The 18879-nt window shown below is 63.2% G+C and carries 18 protein-coding genes, 1 tRNA gene, 3 pseudogenes and 1 riboswitch; of the genes and pseudogenes, 7 read left to right on the top strand and 15 right to left on the bottom strand.

Annotated features, from left to right (window positions below):
• Positions 1-67 precede the first annotated feature (67 nt).
• Positions 68-859 carry a GntR family transcriptional regulator gene (locus RCH10_RS16045; RefSeq protein WP_409053150.1) on the top strand — a complete coding sequence of 264 codons (792 nt, stop codon included), beginning with the start codon at positions 68-70 and terminating at the stop codon, positions 857-859.
• A gap of 18 nt (positions 860-877) precedes the next feature.
• On the opposite strand, the gene RCH10_RS16040 is transcribed toward RCH10_RS16045, so the two are convergent.
• Positions 878-1519 carry a class II aldolase/adducin family protein gene (locus tag RCH10_RS16040; RefSeq protein WP_409053149.1) on the bottom strand — a complete coding sequence of 214 codons (642 nt, stop codon included), beginning with the start codon at positions 1517-1519 and terminating at the stop codon, positions 878-880.
• Positions 1516-2844, bottom strand: a complete 1329-nt coding sequence (otnK, locus tag RCH10_RS16035) for a 3-oxo-tetronate kinase (RefSeq protein WP_409053148.1) — start codon at positions 2842-2844, stop codon at positions 1516-1518. Before otnK ends, RCH10_RS16040 begins: the two co-directional genes overlap by 4 nt.
• Positions 2845-4461: 1617 nt before the next feature.
• Between otnK and RCH10_RS16030 the strand changes: the two genes are divergently transcribed.
• Both RCH10_RS16030 and RCH10_RS16025 read left to right on the top strand, forming a co-directional pair.
• Positions 4462-4938 (top strand): hypothetical protein, encoded by a 477-nt coding sequence (locus tag RCH10_RS16030; RefSeq protein WP_409053147.1) that lies wholly within the window; start codon positions 4462-4464, stop codon positions 4936-4938.
• Between the two features lie 247 nt (positions 4939-5185).
• Positions 5186-5854: pseudogene (locus RCH10_RS16025) on the top strand (IS3 family transposase); the annotation flags it as partial.
• A gap of 59 nt (positions 5855-5913) precedes the next feature.
• Here the strand turns inward: RCH10_RS16025 and RCH10_RS16020 are convergent.
• From RCH10_RS16020 to RCH10_RS16005, 4 genes are read right to left on the bottom strand one after another with little or no spacing between them, the layout of a single operon-like run.
• On the bottom strand, positions 5914-7155 hold the full coding sequence (locus RCH10_RS16020; RefSeq protein WP_409053146.1) for a hypothetical protein: 1242 nt from the start codon (positions 7153-7155) through the stop codon (positions 5914-5916).
• A 29-nt stretch (positions 7156-7184) separates the two neighbouring features.
• Positions 7185-7931 (bottom strand): hypothetical protein, encoded by a 747-nt coding sequence (locus RCH10_RS16015; protein ID WP_409053145.1) that lies wholly within the window; start codon positions 7929-7931, stop codon positions 7185-7187.
• Positions 7932-7960: 29 nt separating this feature from the next.
• Positions 7961-8536: a hypothetical protein gene (locus RCH10_RS16010; RefSeq protein WP_323501980.1), complete on the bottom strand. Its 576-nt coding sequence runs from the start codon at positions 8534-8536 to the stop codon at positions 7961-7963.
• Between the two features lie 6 nt (positions 8537-8542).
• Positions 8543-8818, bottom strand: coding sequence for a DnaJ domain-containing protein (locus tag RCH10_RS16005; protein WP_409053144.1), 276 nt, complete (start codon positions 8816-8818; stop codon positions 8543-8545).
• Between the two features lie 267 nt (positions 8819-9085).
• On the opposite strand from RCH10_RS16005, the gene RCH10_RS16000 reads away from it, so the two are divergent.
• From RCH10_RS16000 to RCH10_RS15990, 3 genes and pseudogenes are all read left to right on the top strand, one after another.
• Positions 9086-9274: a hypothetical protein gene (locus RCH10_RS16000; RefSeq protein ID WP_409053143.1), complete on the top strand. Its 189-nt coding sequence runs from the start codon at positions 9086-9088 to the stop codon at positions 9272-9274.
• 12 nt (positions 9275-9286) lie between these two features.
• Positions 9287-9514: pseudogene (locus tag RCH10_RS15995) on the top strand (IS3 family transposase); the annotation flags it as partial.
• Between the two features lie 43 nt (positions 9515-9557).
• Complete coding sequence (locus RCH10_RS15990) at positions 9558-10430, top strand: hypothetical protein (protein ID WP_409053142.1); 873 nt, start codon at positions 9558-9560, stop codon at positions 10428-10430.
• Between the two features lie 79 nt (positions 10431-10509).
• On the opposite strand, the gene RCH10_RS15985 is transcribed toward RCH10_RS15990, so the two are convergent.
• The 5 genes and pseudogenes from RCH10_RS15985 to RCH10_RS15965 all read right to left on the bottom strand — a co-directional run bounded on the left by RCH10_RS15985 (position 10510) and on the right by RCH10_RS15965 (position 14250).
• Positions 10510-10585 (bottom strand) — tRNA-Asn (locus RCH10_RS15985).
• Between the two features lie 64 nt (positions 10586-10649).
• The gene (locus RCH10_RS15980) at positions 10650-12827 is read right to left on the bottom strand and encodes a TonB-dependent siderophore receptor (protein ID WP_409053141.1); all 2178 of its coding nucleotides are present in this window, start codon (positions 12825-12827) and stop codon (positions 10650-10652) included.
• Between the two features lie 63 nt (positions 12828-12890).
• Positions 12891-13000, bottom strand: a riboswitch (TPP riboswitch).
• A gap of 74 nt (positions 13001-13074) precedes the next feature.
• Positions 13075-13437 carry a DUF1428 domain-containing protein gene (locus RCH10_RS15975; protein WP_409053140.1) on the bottom strand — a complete coding sequence of 121 codons (363 nt, stop codon included), beginning with the start codon at positions 13435-13437 and terminating at the stop codon, positions 13075-13077.
• A gap of 192 nt (positions 13438-13629) precedes the next feature.
• Positions 13630-13812: pseudogene (locus RCH10_RS15970) on the bottom strand (hypothetical protein); the annotation flags it as partial.
• 3 nt (positions 13813-13815) lie between these two features.
• On the bottom strand, positions 13816-14250 hold the full coding sequence (locus RCH10_RS15965; RefSeq protein ID WP_409053139.1) for a VOC family protein: 435 nt from the start codon (positions 14248-14250) through the stop codon (positions 13816-13818).
• A 154-nt stretch (positions 14251-14404) separates the two neighbouring features.
• Between RCH10_RS15965 and RCH10_RS15960 the strand changes: the two genes are divergently transcribed.
• Positions 14405-15076, top strand: coding sequence for a TetR/AcrR family transcriptional regulator (locus RCH10_RS15960; protein ID WP_409053138.1), 672 nt, complete (start codon positions 14405-14407; stop codon positions 15074-15076).
• An 85-nt stretch (positions 15077-15161) separates the two neighbouring features.
• Here the strand turns inward: RCH10_RS15960 and RCH10_RS15955 are convergent, their stop codons facing one another.
• Genes RCH10_RS15955 through cysD form a run of 4 tightly spaced genes read right to left on the bottom strand, consistent with a single transcriptional unit; the run spans position 15162 to position 18859 of the window.
• The gene (locus RCH10_RS15955; RefSeq protein ID WP_409053213.1) at positions 15162-16232 is read right to left on the bottom strand and encodes an NAD(P)/FAD-dependent oxidoreductase; all 1071 of its coding nucleotides are present in this window, start codon (positions 16230-16232) and stop codon (positions 15162-15164) included.
• Positions 16190-16519, bottom strand: coding sequence for a ferredoxin FdxA (gene fdxA, locus RCH10_RS15950; RefSeq protein WP_323495865.1), 330 nt, complete (start codon positions 16517-16519; stop codon positions 16190-16192). Before fdxA ends, RCH10_RS15955 begins: the two co-directional genes overlap by 43 nt.
• A gap of 40 nt (positions 16520-16559) precedes the next feature.
• Positions 16560-17906, bottom strand: coding sequence for a sulfate adenylyltransferase subunit 1 (locus RCH10_RS15945; RefSeq protein WP_409053137.1), 1347 nt, complete (start codon positions 17904-17906; stop codon positions 16560-16562).
• Entirely contained in the window at positions 17906-18859 is a 954-nt protein-coding gene (gene cysD / locus RCH10_RS15940; RefSeq protein WP_187051774.1) for a sulfate adenylyltransferase subunit CysD, read from the bottom strand. Before cysD ends, RCH10_RS15945 begins: the two co-directional genes overlap by 1 nt.
• Between the last annotated feature and the right edge of the window lie 20 nt (positions 18860-18879).

Raw genomic sequence — 18879 nt, 5'->3', positions numbered from 1 at the left:
GCGTGCTGGGTGCGGCTTGTTGCATGATATATCCCTGTCAAATACTCAAAATAACGGAACGCCTGCCATGGGAAGAGCTTCTGCCGGACTCGCGTCGCCTCAGCCTCACGTCCGCTCGATCGGACGTGAAAGCCTCACGACCCAGGTCTACGACGAACTCCGCGCCGGCCTGATGGAAGGCCGGTTCTGGCCCGGCTATCGCTTCAAGATTCGTGACCTCGCGGTCGCGATGAACGTTTCCGAAACGCCCTGCCGCGAGGCCCTGATGCAGCTGGTGCGAGAGCGCGTGCTCGACATGGACGCGGGCCGATCGATCTGCGCCGCGCCGCTCACGTTGGCGCAATACCTGGAGCTGCGCGCCATCCGCCTCAAGCTCGAAGGCATGGCCGGCGAAGCCGCGGCGCGCAACGTCACGCCCGCGCAACTGCGCGAAATCCAGGACCTGCACAAGGCGTTGATCAAGGCACAGGACGACCACGACTGGCCCGCTGCCGTGCGCGTGAACTGGCAGTTTCATCACGCGGTCTATGCGGCCGCGGCAATGCCTGAACTGCTTGCGCTGATCGAAGGCATCTGGCTGCGCAACGGCCCGATGCTCAACCTGCAGTACCCCGATGCGGCACCCACTTACGACGGCGAGCATCAGCATCTGGCCATCATCGACGGGCTCAAGAAGCGCGACCCGGCCAAGGTGCGCGCGGCCATCAAAGCCGACACGATCGAAGGCGGGAGAAAGTTCGTCGCGCTGCTCGAACGCATCGATCGCGGTGAAGCGCCGTATCCGCAGAACCAGGCCGAGCAGGCATTGCCGACACGGGCGAGCGGGGTGGCACGCAAGGTGGCTGCAGCCAAACGCTGAACGCATTTCAGGCACTTGTCAGCCGGCCATCCGCGAGCGCCCGTAGACCTTGTAGCGCTCGTGCACCTCCTGCATTTCCGCGTCGCTCAACAGCGTGGGCGCGCCGAGTTGCAGCGTCATCCAGTAGTGGCGCGCGAGCGTCTCCAGCTTGATGGCGGTGATGACAGCGGCACGGAGGTTTGCTGCGCGACTGAGCATGCCGTGGTTCGATAACAAGCAGGCGGTGCGACGTTCCAGCGCCAGGACTGCATTGCTTGCGAGCGCGGCCGACCCGAAGGTAGCGTAGGGCGCGCATCGAATGCTGTTGCCGCCGTAACCCGCGACCATGTAATGAAAGGCGGGGATGTCCATGCGCTGGCAGGCGAGTGCGACGCAGGCGTCCGAATGGGTGTGGACGACGGCGTGCGTCTCGGGAAAGTGTCGGTATATCTCAGCATGCATTTGCCATTCGCTCGACGGCACGCCAGCGCTTCGCTCGCGGCCATCGAGCCCGAGTTCGACAAGACTCGCAGCATCGATGCGCGCGGCATCGATGCCTGTTGGTGATATCAACAAGCCTTCGCTGCCGCAGCGCACGCTGACGTTGCCGCTGCTGCCACGGTTGAGGCCTTCTCGGTCGAGTCGAAGATAGGCTTCGACGATTTGCTCGCGTTCGGTCATGCGGGTTGCTCCTCAGCAGTGGCAGCGGACACGACCGAGCCGCCGCTTGCCATGCGGTCGAGCGCCACCTCGAATGCGTCGAGGCCGGCCAGCTTGCCGGACTTCAGGCACACCACGAGCGGGTCAGACGATGAGTTGGTCGAAGTTGAAGTGACATCCAGTGCCAGCGGCAACGATGGCCCGGCGAACGGACCGACCTGCAGCCGATCGATACCGAGATGCGCCAGCACAGCGCCCGAAGTTTCGCCACCCGCAATTAAAAAACGCCGTGCGCCGCGTGCACGCAATCCACTGGCGATGCGACCCAGCAAGTCTTCCGCGGATGCGGCAAGCCGTGCGACGCCAAACTCAGCCTGCAACAGTGCGACATTGGCCGGCGTGTCCGACGTCGACACAGCGATAGGCTCGACCGACAAGCGCGCGTCTGCCCACGCCAGTGCGGCGCCGACCACGTCATCGCCGCGGACGTGCGCCTTCAAGTCGAGTGCAAGAACAGGATGGGAGCGCGCGAAGACGTCGAGCTGGCGCCGCGTTTGTTCGGCGCAACTACCGACCAGCACGACGCCATGGCCGCGCACTGGCGGGAAGTCATCGGGCGCGCGCCGACTGTCGAGCCAGCCGAGCTGGCGCCACAGGGCAGGGTAGTGCGCCGCGAGCGACGAGCCGCCCGTCATCAACGGCCAGTGCACGGTGGCTTCAGCCAAATGCGCAAGGTCTTGATGGTCGGCCGCATCGGCGATGGCGCAGTCGATGCCTTCGCTGCGGAGCATGGCGACGCGCTGCGCGATGGCGGTTGCGCCGGCACGCACGTCGAGATGGCTGATCAACCCGACGCGTTGGGTCGTCTGCCGTTGCAGTACCCGCACCAGGTCGGGATCGGTCATCGGCGTCACCGGGTCGTCCTTCTTAGGCGACTCGCTCACCAGGCGATCACCGACGAAAAGATGGCCCTGGAAAACAGCGCGCTGGTATTCAGGAAAGGTCGGGCAGCACGCAGTGAACTCGCTGCCCGTTTGCGCCATGAGCACCTCGATACACGGCCCGATGTTGCCCGTGTCAGTGGAGTCGAAGGTGGCGCAGTACTTGAAGAAGAGCTGGCGTGCGCCAGCGGCGCGCAAGACCGAGGCGCCGGCTTCGAACAGCGCGCGCGCTTCGGGTGCGGGAGCGATGCGGGTCTTCTGTGCGATGACGACTGCGTCTGCGTTGCCGATGGCTTTGGCGGCGCTGGCCGAGGTTGCAAGCAACGTCGATACACCTTCGGCGACAAGCATCGCAGCAAGTTCGAGGCCGCCGGTGAGGTCGTCTGCCAGTCCACCAAGAATCATTCGGAGCGCTCCTGTTTGGGAACTGCGGATACGGGGTGCTAAGACGGCAAAACGTCGAAGAATGCGTCAATAATATATATCATATATGCCAAATTTTGCCCCACGGCGATCTGCTGCGCCGGCACTGCCGTGTCGAGCGCACGGAAGGCGCACACGTGATCCCCGACGCTGTTCTTGAGCAATCGCGTCTACGGAATGACCTGCGATTGACTGCAGGGTCGATCGATCGTTTAGACAGGCATCTAGATTACGACGTTAGCGCTAATGCCTTACACGCAAACTCGGCACCATCAGCAAGATGTGAAACCTTCACATGACCTCCAGCTGAGCGAACCACCATGCGCCGCGAACCGTTTGTCGAAAACCACGCCGGAGGAGGCGGGCCCCCCGACGCGCCCGCAGATGGAAGCCGGCACTCTTCGGTACAAGCGCAATGGGATTTGGTAGAGCAAGCCTTTCATCGTGATTTCGGTGGTCGTGCTGCCGCAGGCGAGCAGTGGGAAATGATCGATCGCGCATTTCGTCGGGATTTCGGTGAAGTCGCTGCCAGGAAGATCTTGAACGGCGAGGCGCCCCGGCCGGCCCGCACTCCAGCCGGCTCGGAGTGGTGTGCGAACACAGTTGAGTCAAAGGCATCCAACTGCAGCACGAGCGGAGAGATCGCGTCACTGCAGCCAAAGCCTTTGTCCGCTGACGCGCGACGCACGGAGGACGGGTCAGAAGCACCTTTTGCGAGGCGAGTCGCGCTAGGCGGCTTGCTGCCGGGTCGGCAACCCATCTTTCTTGAGCCGTTCGAGCCGCCCAGTGGAGAACTCGATCCAAGTAAAGGACGAATTTGGTTTTCCGCTCCAGCCTTGTTAGCGGCGGGCTTCTTTGCGAGTGCAGTCGTAGCCGCATTTTTTGCGTTTTGGGGCGCGAATCCACGTTCGGACCGAGATCTGTCCCGGGCTATCACAAGCGTCGACGCTACGGCCGTGACCCCAGCCGATCAGAGCTTGCCTGCACCAGCTGGGCTACTGCTGGCACCCTCCCTCGATCCTGTTGGTGAGCCACGCAAGGCTTCACCGGAACAGAGTGAAATTACGCAGAACACAGCGTCACCTCTGGACCTGAAAGCGATTCCTCCAACATCTGATCGCTTGCCCGAGCGTGCCAACGCGCCGCCCTCTGTAAACAGCAAGGGTTCGACCGCTTATGCGCAAGGGGAGGCCCACAGTTCGACAACGTGGGCCGGACAGAGCACGAGCCGGGTGACCGGAAGGAATGATTCCCCTGCCGGCTTCTCCTCGGATGCAACGTCTCGGCGACCGGAACCTCTGCGGAGTAACGACGACCGCATTCCCTCACCTCGGCCGCCCGTCGTCATGCCCAATGTCTCTCCGGCAGTGTTGGCAGTCCGCACGCCCCAGCGCCCCGAGCCTTTTCGGGAACCCTGTGACTTTGTGAGGCGCGTGCTTGGAGACTCGCGCTGCATGGATCACGTTGGCCTACCAGCATCAGGCGGACCTTCCCCCAGCGGCTCTGCAGCTGTTACTGCATCCGGCGGAGGCTCTTCAGGATCGACCGTAGTTTCTGCAGCATCCGCCAGTGGAAGCGGTTCTGCGAGCAGTGCGTCGAGTGCTGGCGCAGCAGGAGCAGGAGCAGGGGGATCTGGCGGGGCTGGACCTGGCGCAGGCGCCGGCGGCAGCGGTGCTGGTGGTGGAGCTGGTGCAGGGGGCGGCGGGTCAGGCGGTGGAGCTGGCGCAGGGGGCGGCGGATCAGGCGGTAGCGGGTCTGGCGGCGGAGCTGGTGGTGGGTCTGGCGCAGGCGGGGGCGGATCTGGCGGCGGTGGCGGGGCAGGGGGTGGCGGATCGGGTGGTGGTGCTGGCGGAGCTGGCGCCGGGGGCGGCGGGTCAGGCGGCGGCGGATCTGGTGGCGGGTCAGGAGGTGGAGCTGGCGCAGGCGGCGGTGGGTCAGGCGGTGGAGCTGGCGCAGGTGGCGGCGGATCTGGCGGTGGAGGAGGTGGCGGTGGCGGGGCAGGAGCCGGGGGTGGTGGCGGTGGCGGCTCCGGTGGAGGTGGTGCTGGCGGGCGCTGAAGTGCCTCTTGGGTCATAGCGGAGGTGCCTCAGATGGGATCCCTCAGCTCTCGACATACCCCGCGGTCGCCGTTCTCCGTTTTGTACGTGCGCGCACTGGCGCGCGTACGCGGCGGAAGACCAAGTTTCCAAGTTGTGGTTTCCGCGTTGGTTTCCATGACCGTTCCCTGCAGGTCGGTTCATGCGGGGGAAGCATCTCAAACGCTAGGCGACCGCCGCCGCAAATGAGTGCATTCGATTGAAGAGAAAAAAGCCTCGGCCTTCTTTGCCCGCGAACTGCGATGAGCTTCCAACTCATCGAGCAGCTGCAACACAAGGACAACGCCGTGCCGGTGGAGCAACTCCGCCGGGTGCTGGAGGTCAGCCGCCCAGGCTACTACGCGGCACGCAAACGCAGGCAGATCCCGCCTCTAGTGTGCCAAGCCAGCGTGCATTTGAAAGCTGCATTCGCCGCCAGTGGTGGTGCTTATGGGTACCGTCGGATGCGGGCGTCACTGAGCAGCCAGTGCACGCACATTTGTGAGAAGGTGGTGCAGCGCTTGATGAATCATGAGCGCCTGGTCGCTGCGACGCCCAAGCGGCGTCGGTATGGTTCCTATGTGGGCGAGATCAGTCCAGCGCCAGACAACCTCGTCAACCGCAACTTCACCGCGGGTGCTCCCAACGAGAAATGGCTCACCGACATCTCGGAGTTCCACATTCCGGCAGGCAAGGTGTACCTGTCGCCCGTGATCGACTGCTTCGATGGCAAGGTGGTCAGTTGGACGATCGGGATGCGCCCGGACGCGCAGCTCGTGAACACGATGCTGGATGCCCCTATCGAGACGATCGACATCGGCAGCAACCGGCCTGTCGTGCATTCGGATCGCGGTGCCCACTATCGATGGCCGGGATGGCTGGCACGTATCGCGGATGCCGAGCTGACGCGTTCGATGTGATTACCGACGAAGCTTGGGACTCATGGCATATCCAGGGGAGCGCCCTCGCTCTATGCCTACTCGGTAATATTGCACTCTTGGCGCAGCAGCGCCAACGCATCCTCGGTGGCTTGCACCCCGTCGCTGCGCAGCACAGGCTCGGCTTCGTCGATGAAGGCGTTCCACAGGTGCAGGTAGTCGCGCCGCAGCGACACCGGGGCGTGCTGCAGCACGAACTGCCGGGGCAGATCGGCATCCAGGCCTGAGGTCCGGATCTTCTTGACCAAGGTTGCTGCGGTCTTTCCGGTCAGCAGCGTGGCGTGTTTGCCGTGCGTGGCGATGCGCAGGAACAGTGTCAGCAGCGAACTGTCGTCGCTGTGGCCCGCGGTGGCCTTCTTCCACAAGAGGCTGTCGCTGCGCTCGAAATGGTCCAGGTCAGCCATGGCGTCCTCAGACCAGAAATAGCGGCCCACGAGGGCCGGCGTTTGGTCGAAGAGCTTGCGCACGCTGAGCGTGGCATCCAGGATCCGGGGCATGTCCTGCACGACAGAAGCCCGCACGGACTGCACCACCGCCAGGTACTTCGCCGGCAGGTCTTTGGGCAAGCCCATGGGGACCGGCGCCGCCGGGTCATCGGCCCGCGACGCGTATTTCGTACGCAGGCCCAGCACCATCTTCTCGAACGCGGTCCAATCCGGCATGGCGCTGCGCCGGCATGCGCGCACCAGCAGCGCTGTGCGCATTACGGCCTCCGCGTCCTTGCCGGCATCCTCCAGGTCATCGGCATCCAGGCCCAGCTGGGCCGCCATCCAGACGGCTGCTTCCACCAAGGTCGTAGCGAGGCTGCGCGCGGCGCGCTCGGCCTGGTACTCGGGCAGGCTGCGCAGGGACCATTTGGCAAGCAAGGGGATGTGCTTGTCCTTGAAGACTCCGTGCTCCTGCATGCCGAAATGGCTGCTCTGGGGCATGGCGATCAGCGCCTTGAGCATGTCTGAGCCGCCCTTGGAGCGCGACAGCAAACTGTGGTCGCGCAGGGACTCGGCGGCCTGATTCAGGTCGCCGCCGGTCGAATGTTCCAGGTACAAGCTCACCAGGTTGATCAGCCGGTCCCTGGCTCTTTCCAGGTCGGGCCGCAGGTACTCGGTGCCGAAATAGCGTGCGATCTGCACCATGCCCTTGGGCGCTTCCTGGCACATGGCGGCCAGCTTGGCGGGTGCGATGATGCCGTGGCGCACGCCGTGCTGCAGGGCCTTCTCGAAGAAGGGCCGCTCGTCGAACAGAGCGACTGGCTGGGGGGCGATATGCGAGGGCGTGGACATCGTGGATTCAGGCGCTGTGGATGGGGCCGTCAGATCGCCGACTCTTCCTCGTCGTCGCGCGCCGCCGGTGTGCCGTGGCCGCGGTCGGTGTCGCGGGTCTCCACGCGCGTGTCTTCTTCATCAGTCTCTTCCTCGTTCCCCACGCCGAGGTTATGGGCGCGCGCCTGTGCACGCAAGACGAGCAAGGTCTCGGTGAACAGGTCGGGGCACTCGTAGCGCATGCGCCAGGCCAGCTCCATCCAGTCCTGGTCGGCGACCTCGTCCAGATGGACCCTGGGGTTGAGGTAGGCCGACGCCAGCAGCTCGGACTCCGACATCATCTCGCCGTCTTCTTCATCGGTGTCAAAGTTCCCGCTGCGGGCGAAGGATTCGATGCGCGCCCACTTCTCGGCGAAGTAGTTGGCCATGGCTTCGCTGCCGCCCTCCAGATCGCCCACGGCGGTCAAGAACGCCACTGGGTCCGCGTCCTCCCGGAAGACGATGGCGTTCACCATGCCGCGCAGGTGCGTGTGGGTGAGATCCTTGTAGCGCTTCTCGATGACGATGGCGTGCGCGAACTGCGCGGGGGTGACCAGCAGGCTCACAACCGACTCGCGGGACGGGTCGTACTCGCGCATCACTGCCAGGATGTCCTTGGGCTCCAACTGGTCCAGCACCACCATCAGCGCGCTGTCGCCCTCGGTGTCGGCCAGTTCGGTGAGGGCGGACTCGGCGCCGGCAATGTCGCCTGCGGCAATCAGGCTCTGGGTCTTCGTGATCAGGGTGAGGTGGTTCATTGCGGTGGGTGCTTTGCGCGCGGGGCAATTCAGTCTTTGCGGTCGAAGCCGTGCTCGGCCATCCAGTCAGCGCGGGCGTCCTCGCGGGTCTGGCCATCGGCGTCGTCCAGGTCGTCGGCCGACAGCGGATGGCGATCGTCCGTGTCGTGCTCGGCATCGGGGTTGTCCGCGTCTTCTTCGCTGTCGTCCTGGTCGCCTGTAAGGACTGGCGCATGCCGAGTGCTGCCCGCCATGTATTCCAAAGCGGCAGCCACGCTCAGGAAGTTGTCACCGGCGGCCTGCTCACGCAGCAATTGCACGGTGGCCTTGGCCCAGGGGGCGATGTCGATGCTTTCCCGCAGGCTCTCCCACGCGGTAAGGTCTCCGGACTCGCAGGTCAGCAACTGGTCCATAGCCGGCGTGGACGTGAAGTGGAAGGCCTTGTGCAGCAAGACCGCCACCATCTCGGGAGCGACTTCCAGCATGTTGACCAGGAACGCCATCTCGCTGCGCCGCTCGGCCAGCCGCCGGTCCAGCACGAACTGCCCATCGGAGTCGTGGCGCATGTCGTCGAGTTCTGCCAGGTAGGAGGAATGCAGATTGCGGAAGAAGGGGGATACGTGCATCGAGGCCTAGATGAGCCGGTGGAAATAGTCTGACCAGATCCCGCGCGCCGTTTCGATCGGATCGTCGAGAAGATTACGCTTGCGGTTGTTGTCGTAGGTCTCACGCTTGGCCTGGTCGCCGAGGATGTCATAGGCCTCCTGTACAACGCGGAAACGCGTGGCGGCATCCGGGGCAGAGCTGCGGTCCGGGTGGTGCCGGGCGGCTTGGCGGCGGTAGGCCTTCTTGATGTCCGCCAGGCTCGCGCTACTACTGACACCCAGGGCGAGATAGTGGTCTTGCATGCGGTGCCTTCGTGCGTTACGGGTGTCACGGCGAACCGCAAAAGGCGACGATTCTGCATGATCTTTGGTCAGAAGCCCGGTGCTGGGTGACACGGCATTGGCTTCGCCTTGATGCCAGGCCTTCTTTCAAGGTCCGATTGATGCCTTAGTCTCGCGGATGCGCTGCCGACGCTCGCTGGTCGTCGGCCTGATAAACCGCGGAGGTATTGCAGGCTGGGTTCGGAGCCCGGTGCAGCCCGTGAACTTAAAAAATCAGCCTCGAGGGCGATGAACGCCCTCTGGACCATCGCCATGGTTCGAATGAGAAGTGATGCCCGCACCCGCGACTACGTCGTCAGGCGCACCGAAGAGGGCTTGTTGAAAAAGGAAATCCATCGCTGCCTCAAGCGCTACATCGTTCGCGAGCTTTACCCGCTGATCCTTGCCGACTTGGCGGACTCCGTGCGCCCCGCTTGACATAGGAGCGTCAACGCCTTGGCCGAGACCATCAACGGACTCTACAAAGCCGAATTGATTCATCGCCGAGCATCGTGGAAGACCAAGGAGGCCGTGGAATTCGCGACGCTCGAATGGGTGTCCTGGTTCAACAATCAGCGGCTGCTCGAACCCATCGGGTACATCCCGCCTGCAGAAGCTGAGGCAAACTACTACCGGCAACTCGCCAGTCAAGCCACCACGGTGGCGGGCCTGACTTAAACCAATCAGCCTCCACGAATCCCGGGGCGATTCAAGGCGCCAAATGAATCTTCTTACTCAGGTCATTGACGCAATAAGCCGGATTCCCATTGCGGTGTGGGCGGCGCTAGGAACAGCGCTTGTCTCGTATGTCACGATGAAGGTCAGCAACGGCCACAGCGCGCGGCAACTCGCCTTGCAACTCAAGCATGACTCCGAAGAGAAGGCGACAGAAAGAAGGGCCGCACTCAGACGTGACGTTTATCTACCAGCTGCAGAGGCGACTGTGCACCTCAACGGCCGGATGGGCGTGCTGCCGCAGTTGGACTTTACAAGGCTCGATGCGCAACTTGAACTGGCCAATTTTTCGGCCGCAATGATCAAGCTGCAGTTGGTCGGTGAACCAGCTACCGCCGAGTTTGCAAGCGGAGTTCTGTCCGAGTACGGCGCGGCCTTCATGCGCTGCGTCCCGAAGGCTGGAAAAATCCAGTTGGAGCGAGCGCATGCGGCCACTCAAGATTCCCTACACAAAGATGCGCACTTGCAGGTAAAGCGAGTGCTCGCCGAGATGACGGCGTACAACGAATCAGGCGAGGTCGATCCGGACAAATTTCAACGATTACAGCGATCGTTCGATTTCTTCTCCAAGCAGGCGCAGAGCCATGCTGAAGCGCGGCAGGGTCATCAGAACACAGGGATCGCACTGCAGATGGCGTACCTACAGCATGTGGTCGCCACTATGAAGAGCTTGAACGACAAATTTCTCCCGCTCTTGGTTGCGGTACGGCACGAGCTGGGGTTCGGCGGAGAGCTAGCGCAGTTTCAGCAGATGCTTGAGCGACAAACCGCGCGGATGGAAGAGGCAGTGGCAAGACTACCCGGCGAAATGAAAGTGCTCAAAGCTGCAGGGCCTGCTGTTGAACGCGCTGCTGAGTAGGTGCTGAGTACCGTACAGCCAAAAAAATAGCCCACCCTATGAGGGGTGGGCTAAGTAGCTGCTAGGTATAGCAAATTCTTGGCTCCTCGACCTGGGCTCGAACCAGGGACCTACGGATTAACAGTCCGGCGCTCTACCAACTGAGCTATCGAGGAATACAGCCTCAGATTATAGCGTGGCTTTTTCGGGCTTCCTGGCTGGGGCTCACGCTTCGTCGCATTACAGCGACGCGGTGAACGCGAGCCTCAGCGTACGGGGTGCGCCGGGGAACAGGTAGACGTGGCCGAACTGGTAGGGGGACTCTTTCCAGTAGCTGCGGTCGGCCAGGTTTTCGACGCCTACGGTCCAGCTCGTGTTCACGTTGTTGAGCTTGGTGTCGTAGCGCAGCGCGGCGTCGAAGCGGGTCCACGACGGCAGCTGGATCGATCCGTCGGGCAGCACGTTGCGTCGGCCTTCGTGCGACATCAGCAGTTGCGTGCTCAGGCCAGGCACGGCGGCGAACTGGTAACCGACCAGCGCGCGCACTACCTGGTTGGGCACGTTGGTCGGATGCTGTCCGTTGGCGGCAGGGTCTAACGTGCTGTCGCGACGCTTGGCGTCGATCAGGGTCACGCCCCCGCCAAAGCGCCACGGTCCTGTTGTCCATTGCGCATTGGCTTCGAGTCCGCGGTGCACGGCGCGGCCGTCGTATTGACCGTTGCACAACGCGCCGCTGGCGTCGCAGCTGTCGAGGTTGGTCATCGGCCGCGAGATGTCGAAGTACGCCACTTGCCAATTGAGGGCACCGTCCGCCACGTTGCCGCCGCCCTTCAGGCCGATCTCCCACTGCTTGGAGGTGAGGGCGGGCAAGGCTTCGCCGGCATTGCTGTACTGCGACGCCCTGTTCGGCACGATCTCCGATTCGACGCCTTTGCCCCAGCTCACATAGCCGAGCAAGCCGGGCTGAAACGCGTAGCTGGCCGCGACCCACGGGGTGGTGATGTTCTGGCTGTACTGCGTCGGGTCGGAGCCGTCGGTGCGCACGCTGCCGCGACTGAGGTGCGTGTAGCGCACGCCGAGCCATGTCGTGAACTTGTCGTTCCAATGGATGGCGTCTTGCACCGTGTACTCGGTCGAGCGCTCGTCGCGATTGGTGTTGGGGATGTCCATCGTCGGGTCGGCCGGCACCACCGCCGTACCGAAGATGTTGCCGGTGCCGACGTAGTTGTAGGCCTGGTCTTCAAACCGGTTGCGCACGCGGCTCTGCAAGATGCCGAAGCCGAGCTCGTGCTTCACGCTGCCGGTCATCACGTTGCCCTTCAGGTTGACTTGGCCGGCGGTCATTCGACGTCGTTCGTTTTCGCTCCTGAAGTCGTAGAAGTCGAAGGTACCGTCGGAGCAGTAGCGGTCGTAGTTGCCTTCGGCGCTGCAGCCGAAAGCGTAGGCCAGGCGGTCGTCGGTCTTGAGGCGCTGCTGGCCGATCTGCGCACTCCAGCGCCAGTCGGCGTTGATGGCCTGCGTGAAGCGAAGGCTGCCGGTCAGCGCATTGAATACCGAGGGTTGGGACCACGGCTGGTTGTTGAGGTTGAGGCGCGGATTCGGCACCGAAGGCAACACGTTGCCGAGCAGGCTGTAGCCGTTCTGGCTCGGCTGCGCCTTGTGGCTGTATTCGATCTCCGCTTCGAACAACGAGTCCGGCGTGATGCGCCAATCCGCCGCGAGCGAAAAGAGGTTGCGGTTGCCGTCCAGGTTGTGCGTGAGCGGCTTCAGGTTTTCGTTGACGGCATTGAGCCGGTAGCCGAACTGCTTGTCGTCGCCAAAGCGGCCGCCGAGGTCGACCGCGCCCAGCACGCTGCCGCGGCTCGTCGTTTCGATGCGCACTTCGCGCAGGTCTTGCGATGTCGGCCGCTTGACGACGTAGTTGACCAGCCCGCCGGGGGCGCTGGTGCCGGCCTGGATGCCGCTGGTGCCGTGCAGGATCTCGACGCGCTCCTTGTTGTCGAGCGGAATCGACGTTTCGGCGCTGATGGGCAAGCCCTCGCGCCGGTAGTTGAAGCGGTTGTCCAGCACAAAGCCGCGCACCGTCAGATAGTCCCAGTAGCCGGCCGCGTTGTAGGCATCTGTCACCGACGAATCGAACTTGGTGAGGTCGGCCAGTCGGCGTGCGCCACTGTCCTGGATCTGCTTGCTGCCGATAACAGTTGCGGTGATGGGCAACTCGCGCAAAGGCACGTCGCCGAATCCGCTGATGTCCGCTTGCACCGGTGCGGTCTGGTCGTTCACGGTGATGGCGGGCAGCGTGGTTTGCGCCTGGCCGCTCGCGGCCGCCATCAGGAACAAAGTGGCCAACGCCTGGGGAACAGGCGCGGTGCGCCATCGGGGGCCAGACTTCTTCTGGGCGGAACTGCGGGGTGCCATGACGTTCTTCCGACGTGATGGCAGGTCGGCTTGCGGAGCTTTCTGCAGACTGAGAGAAGTGCTGCGGCTCTGAACATGCTTCCCTGCGCGAGGATTACCTCAATCAGGTTCAAAGGGACTTTCTCAGTCTCGGCGCAGAAAAGAACTGCGCGTCAACACCCCTAGCGGCCTTGCGCCGGAACGCGAGGTGACCGAATTCTAGCGACAGAAAAGCAAGGGCGAGTCGTGTTGCGACCCGCAACCCCGATCAGAGTTCGACGAGTGTCTTGAAGCCGCCCCAGATCATGCGTTTGCCGTCGAACGGCATCGCCTTCGGGTCCATCATGTCAGCCAGTCTCGGGTCTTTCATGACCTTGGCGTTGACGACGTCGCGCTGCTTGCGCGAGCTGAAAACGATCCACGAGAAGACGACCGTTTCATCGTCTTTCAGCTTCACGCTCTGCGGGAACGACGTGAGCTTGCCGGGCTTCACATCGTCGGCGGCGCACTCGATGTACTCGAGCGCGCCATGCTCTTTCCATATCTTGCCGGCCTTGCGCGCGAGGCGCCGGTAGGCATCCAGTTTGACGGTCGGAACCGGAACGACGAATCCATCGACATAGCGAGCCATGGCAGAACTTTCTGAACGAGGGTTGAGAGGGGAACTTGAAGAGGTAGTGGAGGGGCGCCGTCATGAGGACGGGGTGGTCGACGAGGACGGCGATGCCGCCGCCGACGGCGAGGCCGTGCGCAGCCACGCCGCGCCGATCACACCGGCCGCCGCCGCGAACAACGCGCCGACCGTAAATGCCTGTCGATAGCCCGCATTGACGACCCACACCAACGACGTCTCGGAGAACTTGAGATCGGCGCGGATCGAAGGCAGCGCGACATTAACGATGGTCGTGTCGAGCACGATCATCAGCACGCCGAGGCACAGAACCATCAGCGTGAGCCAGCGCTTGCGCGAGTCGAGCGAACTGCCAAAGCGGGGAATGCCGCTCATGTTTCAGGTCGGCGATGTCGGATTGGACAAGCCGGCGTTGACCATCCACGGCGTTCCGAAGCGATCGACCGTCATGCCGAATGCTTCGGCCCAGAAGGTCTTGCCAAAGGGCATGCGCACCTGTCCGCCCTCTGCCAGCGCATCGAACACGCGCTTTCCTTCGGCGACATCCGGGTAGGTGAGGGTGACGGTAAAGCCCTTCATGCCGTCGTATGGCATGCCGGAACCGTTGTCCGATGCCATCAGCACCTGGCCGTCGACCACGAGTCGCGCATGCATGATTCGCTCGGCAGTACCGGGCGGGAATTTGGTGGCGTCGAAGTCGGGCATTTCGGCGTGCGTCACCATCATTTCGAGCTTGCCGCGAAGCGCCTTCTCGTAGAAGCGCATGGCTTCGGCGCAGTTACTTTCGAAGAAGATGTAGGGCTGGATATTCATGGCGATGCTCCTTGGGTTAAGGAAAAAAGATCCGGGGAAATGTTGACGTTGCAGGTGACGGCGAAGCGTGTTGTGTTTCTTCGAATCTGATTTTGTGTACGCCGTACACAATAGAATAACAAAGAGAATGGACGCTGTCCACATGGAGAAAGCAATGCGTCCCCGCGAACACCTGGTGCCGCCCGACCCGATCGTCGTTTCCGCGCCGGCGCGCAGCACCTATCGGCATGGCGATCTGTACCGTGCCTTGCTCGACGCCGGCATCGAGCTCGCTCGTGCTGGCGGCCCCGACGCTGTGGTCTTGCGTGAAGCGACCCGGCGCGCTGGCGTGGTCCCCAACGCCGCATATCGGCACTTTGCGAGTCGTCAGGAGTTGCTGCAGGCCGTCCGCGCTGCGGCAGTCTCCGCAGTAGCGGTTGCCATGGAGGCTGAACTCGACAAGGTGCCGCGAAGGCTGAAGGGCGCCGCCGCGGCACGCGCCGCCTTGCGGGCAGTGGGCACCGGATACATGCGGTTTGCGCTGGCGGAAACAGGCCTGTTCCGGATGGCTTTCGTTGCGCCGGACAAGATCGACATCACGCATGAAAAGGAAAAGGCCGGCAACACCGGGCTCGATCCTTTTCAGCTGCTTGCCGCAGCGCTTGACCAGATGGTCGAAGCCGGCGTGTTAGCTCCCGAGCGCCGGCCGGGTGCTGAGTTTCTGGCTTGGGGTGCCGTTCACGGGTTGGCGATGCTCACCATCGACGGCCCGCTGCGAGGGATACCGGCGGTGCAGGCAGAAGCCATGGGCCAGCGGCTGCTCGACATGGTGGAAAAGGGAATCTAGCGGTAGTGGCTGACCCTAAGGCCCGCCTTCGCAGTACCCATTTCTCGTAGGGCCCTTTTCGTGGAGACGCACTCCATGCACCGGTTCAGCGCGGGTGATCGACACCCAGCAGGGTGTGCAAACGCGTGCTGGTCGTCGTGTACTGCAGCGGGATCGACTTGCCCGGAAACACGATTTCGGCTGCGCCCCAGGCCGCCAGTGTCGCCTCGTGAAACCCGCAGACGATGAGCTTCTTCTTGCCTGGATAGGTGTTGATGTCGCCGACAGCGAACACGCCGCGTTCGCGGGTTTCGAACTTTGCCGTATCGACCGGCACTTGCTTGCGTTCGAGCGCCAGTCCCCAATCGGCAATGGGCCCGAGGCGCGGCGAAATGCCGAGGCAGGCGATGAGCGCATCGAGTGGCAGATCGACTGTTTGCGCGTCGGGTGTCGTGATCTGCAGACGGCGCTCGTCGAACGCAGTCGGTTGACCGACGCTGAAGCCGAGCTTGCCATCGGCTACCAGCATGCGAAAGCGGGCGACGGTGGCTTCTTCGGCCTGAAACCCGTCGCGGCGATGCAGCAGCATCACGCGCTGTGCGATGTCGATCAGCCGAATGGCGGTGTCGAGCGCAACGTCGTCACCACCGTTCACCACCACCGTCTTGCCGGCAAAGCCAGTCAGTGATTCGGGGTGATAGAAAAGCCGTGTGCCTTCGAATTGCGCGATGCCGTCGATGGCGATGCGCTTCGGCACAAAGGCGCCGACACCGCCTGCAACGAACACGGTTTTCGCCAGAAATGCGGTGCCGTTGGAGGTGCTCAAAAGGAAGCGGTTGTCCGCCTGACGTTCTAGCGTCGCTACCTGCTCGCCGAAGTGAAACTCCGGCTTGAACGGTGCGACCTGCTGCAACATCGACTGCGCAAGTTGACGACCGCTGGTAACTGGCGTGCCCGGAATGTCGTAGAGCGGCTTGTCTGCATACAGGGCCACGCATTGCCCACCCGCAGCAGGCAGCGCATCGACGATGTGGCAGGAGATTTCGAGCAGGCCAAGTTGGAAGGCCTGAAACAGCCCGACCGGGCCGGCGCCGATGATGAGGGCGTCGGTCTCGATCGGCGTGCCGAGAGTGGTCAGCGCACCAGCTCCCCGATCTTGTCGGTCTTGTCTTTCCAGTCGTCGGCGTCGGCCGGCGGCGGCTTGCGCTTGGTGATGCTCTTCCAGCCGTCGGCCAGTGCCAGCTCGGCATTGAGCTTGATGAAAGCCAGCTGGTCTGCCGGCAGGTCTTCTTCAGCGTAGATCGCGTTGACGGGGCACTCGGGAATGCACACCGCGCAATCGATGCACTCGTCCGGATCGATCACCAGCATATTGGGACCCTCACGGAAGCAGTCGACGGGACACACGTCCACGCAGTCGGTGTATTTGCAGCGGATGCACGATTCGGAGACGACGTGTGTCATGTTCTTTTGAGAGGCAAAGCGATCGGGGAAACCCTGAATTTTAACTGGCGGGTTGCACCAGCACTGCAGCCGAGGTCTTGTTGGTGGCGGTGTCGACCAGCACCAGCGAGCCGAGGGCGCGCGATTGCGAAAACGGCAGCACAGCGAGCGGCTGTTGCAACGCCAGCACGATGTCGCCGATGGCGTTGGCTTCCAACTGCGCAGTCGGCTCGGATTCGAGCGTCGTGATGTTCACTCGGTCGATGATGCGAGCGACCTTGGCCTTGACCCAGCGATGCCCTTGCAGCGCCCAGTAGATGCGGCCGGCCACAAGCGGTTCATCGTCGAGCCAGGCGACGGTGGCGGTGATTTCCCGCACCGGCTCGAAGGCGTCGGGCGCCAGCAGCCAGTCGCCGCGCGACACATCGAGTTCGCGATCCAACACGATGCCGGCGCTGTGGCCCGCATGCACGGTCTTCGGCTGACGCGTATGGCTCAGCACCTGCGCAACGGTCGCGGTCTGGTTGCTCGGCAGCAAGGTCACGCGCTGGCCGGGCTCGACGTGGCCGCTGGCGACCCGGCCCCAGAAGATGCGGCGGCCTTGCGAGGTGTCGGCCGATGACGAGAACTTTTCGACCCACTGCACCGGAAAGGCAAACGGCACGGCTTCGTCTTGCGCGGTCACCGGCAGTTGCTCCAGCAGTTCGAGCAGGGTCGGACCGCTGTAGCCGCACCAGTCGGCGCGCTCGGTGCAATGCGTCGCGACGTTCCAGCCCTTCAGCGCGGAGATCGGCACGATGGCCGCGACCGCCACACCGGCCGCTTCGGCAAAGCCGTTGATCGCCGACGAGATACGCTCAAAGGCGAGATCGGCATCGTCCATCGCGTCAAGCTTGTTGACCGCGAAGACGATCGACTGCACGCGCAGCAGGTTGCACAGCAGCGTATGCCGGCGGGTTTGCGGCAGCAGGTCCTGCTGGACCACTTCACCGTCGAGCACTTCGCCGGCCCATCCCAGCTTGGTCGCATCGACCAGCACCACGGCGGCGTCGGCGGCCGAAGCGGCGGTAACCATGTTGCGGGTGTATTGCTCGTGTCCGGGCGCGTCGCCGATGATGAACTTTCGCTTGGCAGTCGAGAAATATCGGTAGGCCACGTCGATCGTGATGCCTTGCTCGCGCTCGGCCGACAAGCCATCGGTCAGCAACGCAAGGTCGGTTTCACCACCGCGCTGCACGCCTGCCAGCTGGTCTTGCAGCACGGTCTTGCTGTCGACCAGCAACCGGCCGATGAGCGTGCTCTTGCCGTCGTCGACGCTGCCGCAGGTAATGAAGCGCAAAGCCGTACCGGTGTCGCCCGCGTGGTTCAGGACTTCGGTCAAGTCAGGTGCGAGGGTCGTTGCGTTCATCAAAAGTACCCATCTTTCTTGCGCTTTTCCATGGAAGCCTCGGACGTCATGTCGTCCATTCGCGTGGCGCCGCGCTCGCTGACATTCACCGTCAGCGTTTCGATGACGACATCACCCGCATCGGCTGCCAGGCTGGCGACCGGGCAGGTGGTCGTGATGTCGCCCACGGTGCGAAAGCGCACGTCGCGGACTTCGACTTGCTCGCCGGCGCGCGGCGGCGTGAGTTCGGTCACCGGCACCAGCAGGCCGCGGCGCTCGACCACTTCACGCTTGTGCGTGTAGTAGATCGAAGGCAACTCGACGTTCTCGCGCTCGATGTATTGCCAGACGTCGAGCTCGGTCCAGTTGGAAATCGGAAAGACTCGAAAGTGTTCGCCGGGTGCGTGCCGCGTGTTGAAAAGCGTCCACAACTCCGGGCGTTGATCCTTCGGCTGCCACTGCCCGAACGAGTCCCGGTGCGAAAAGATGCGCTCCTTGGCGCGCGCCTTTTCTTCGTCGCGCCGGGCACCGCCGATGAGCGCGTCGAAGCGGAACTCTTCGATGGCTTCGAGCAGCGTGACCGACTGGTGCGCGTTGCGCGACTCGCCCGCATGCGCCAGACGCACGGTGCCGCGCGCCATCGAATCTTCGACGCTGCGCACGATCAACTCCGCTCCTAGCTCATTCGCACGGTGATCACGAAAGGCCGTCACTTCAGGGAAGTTGTGGCCGGTGTCGATCATCAGCAGCGGATAAGGAATGCGCCCCGAGCCGAACGCCTTTTCGGCGCACTTCAACAGCACCAGCGAATCCTTGCCGCCTGAAAACAGGAGGGTGGGACGCTCGAAGGCGCCGGCGACTTCACGCAGGATAAAGATCGTCTCTTCTTCGAGCGCATCGAGTTGGGTGTTGGAAAGGCGCGCGGGAGAGTGCATGTCGGGGAGCAGCAGATCGGCTTCGGTACGGGCGTTCATCGGGAGGGGCTGTTCAAGGT

This window comes from Variovorax sp. GrIS 2.14 (genome assembly GCF_046115955.1).
Classification (GTDB): domain Bacteria; phylum Pseudomonadota; class Gammaproteobacteria; order Burkholderiales; family Burkholderiaceae_C; genus Variovorax.
Note: the sequence above shows the minus strand (reverse complement) of the source record. Positions and strands in the feature narration are given on the sequence as shown.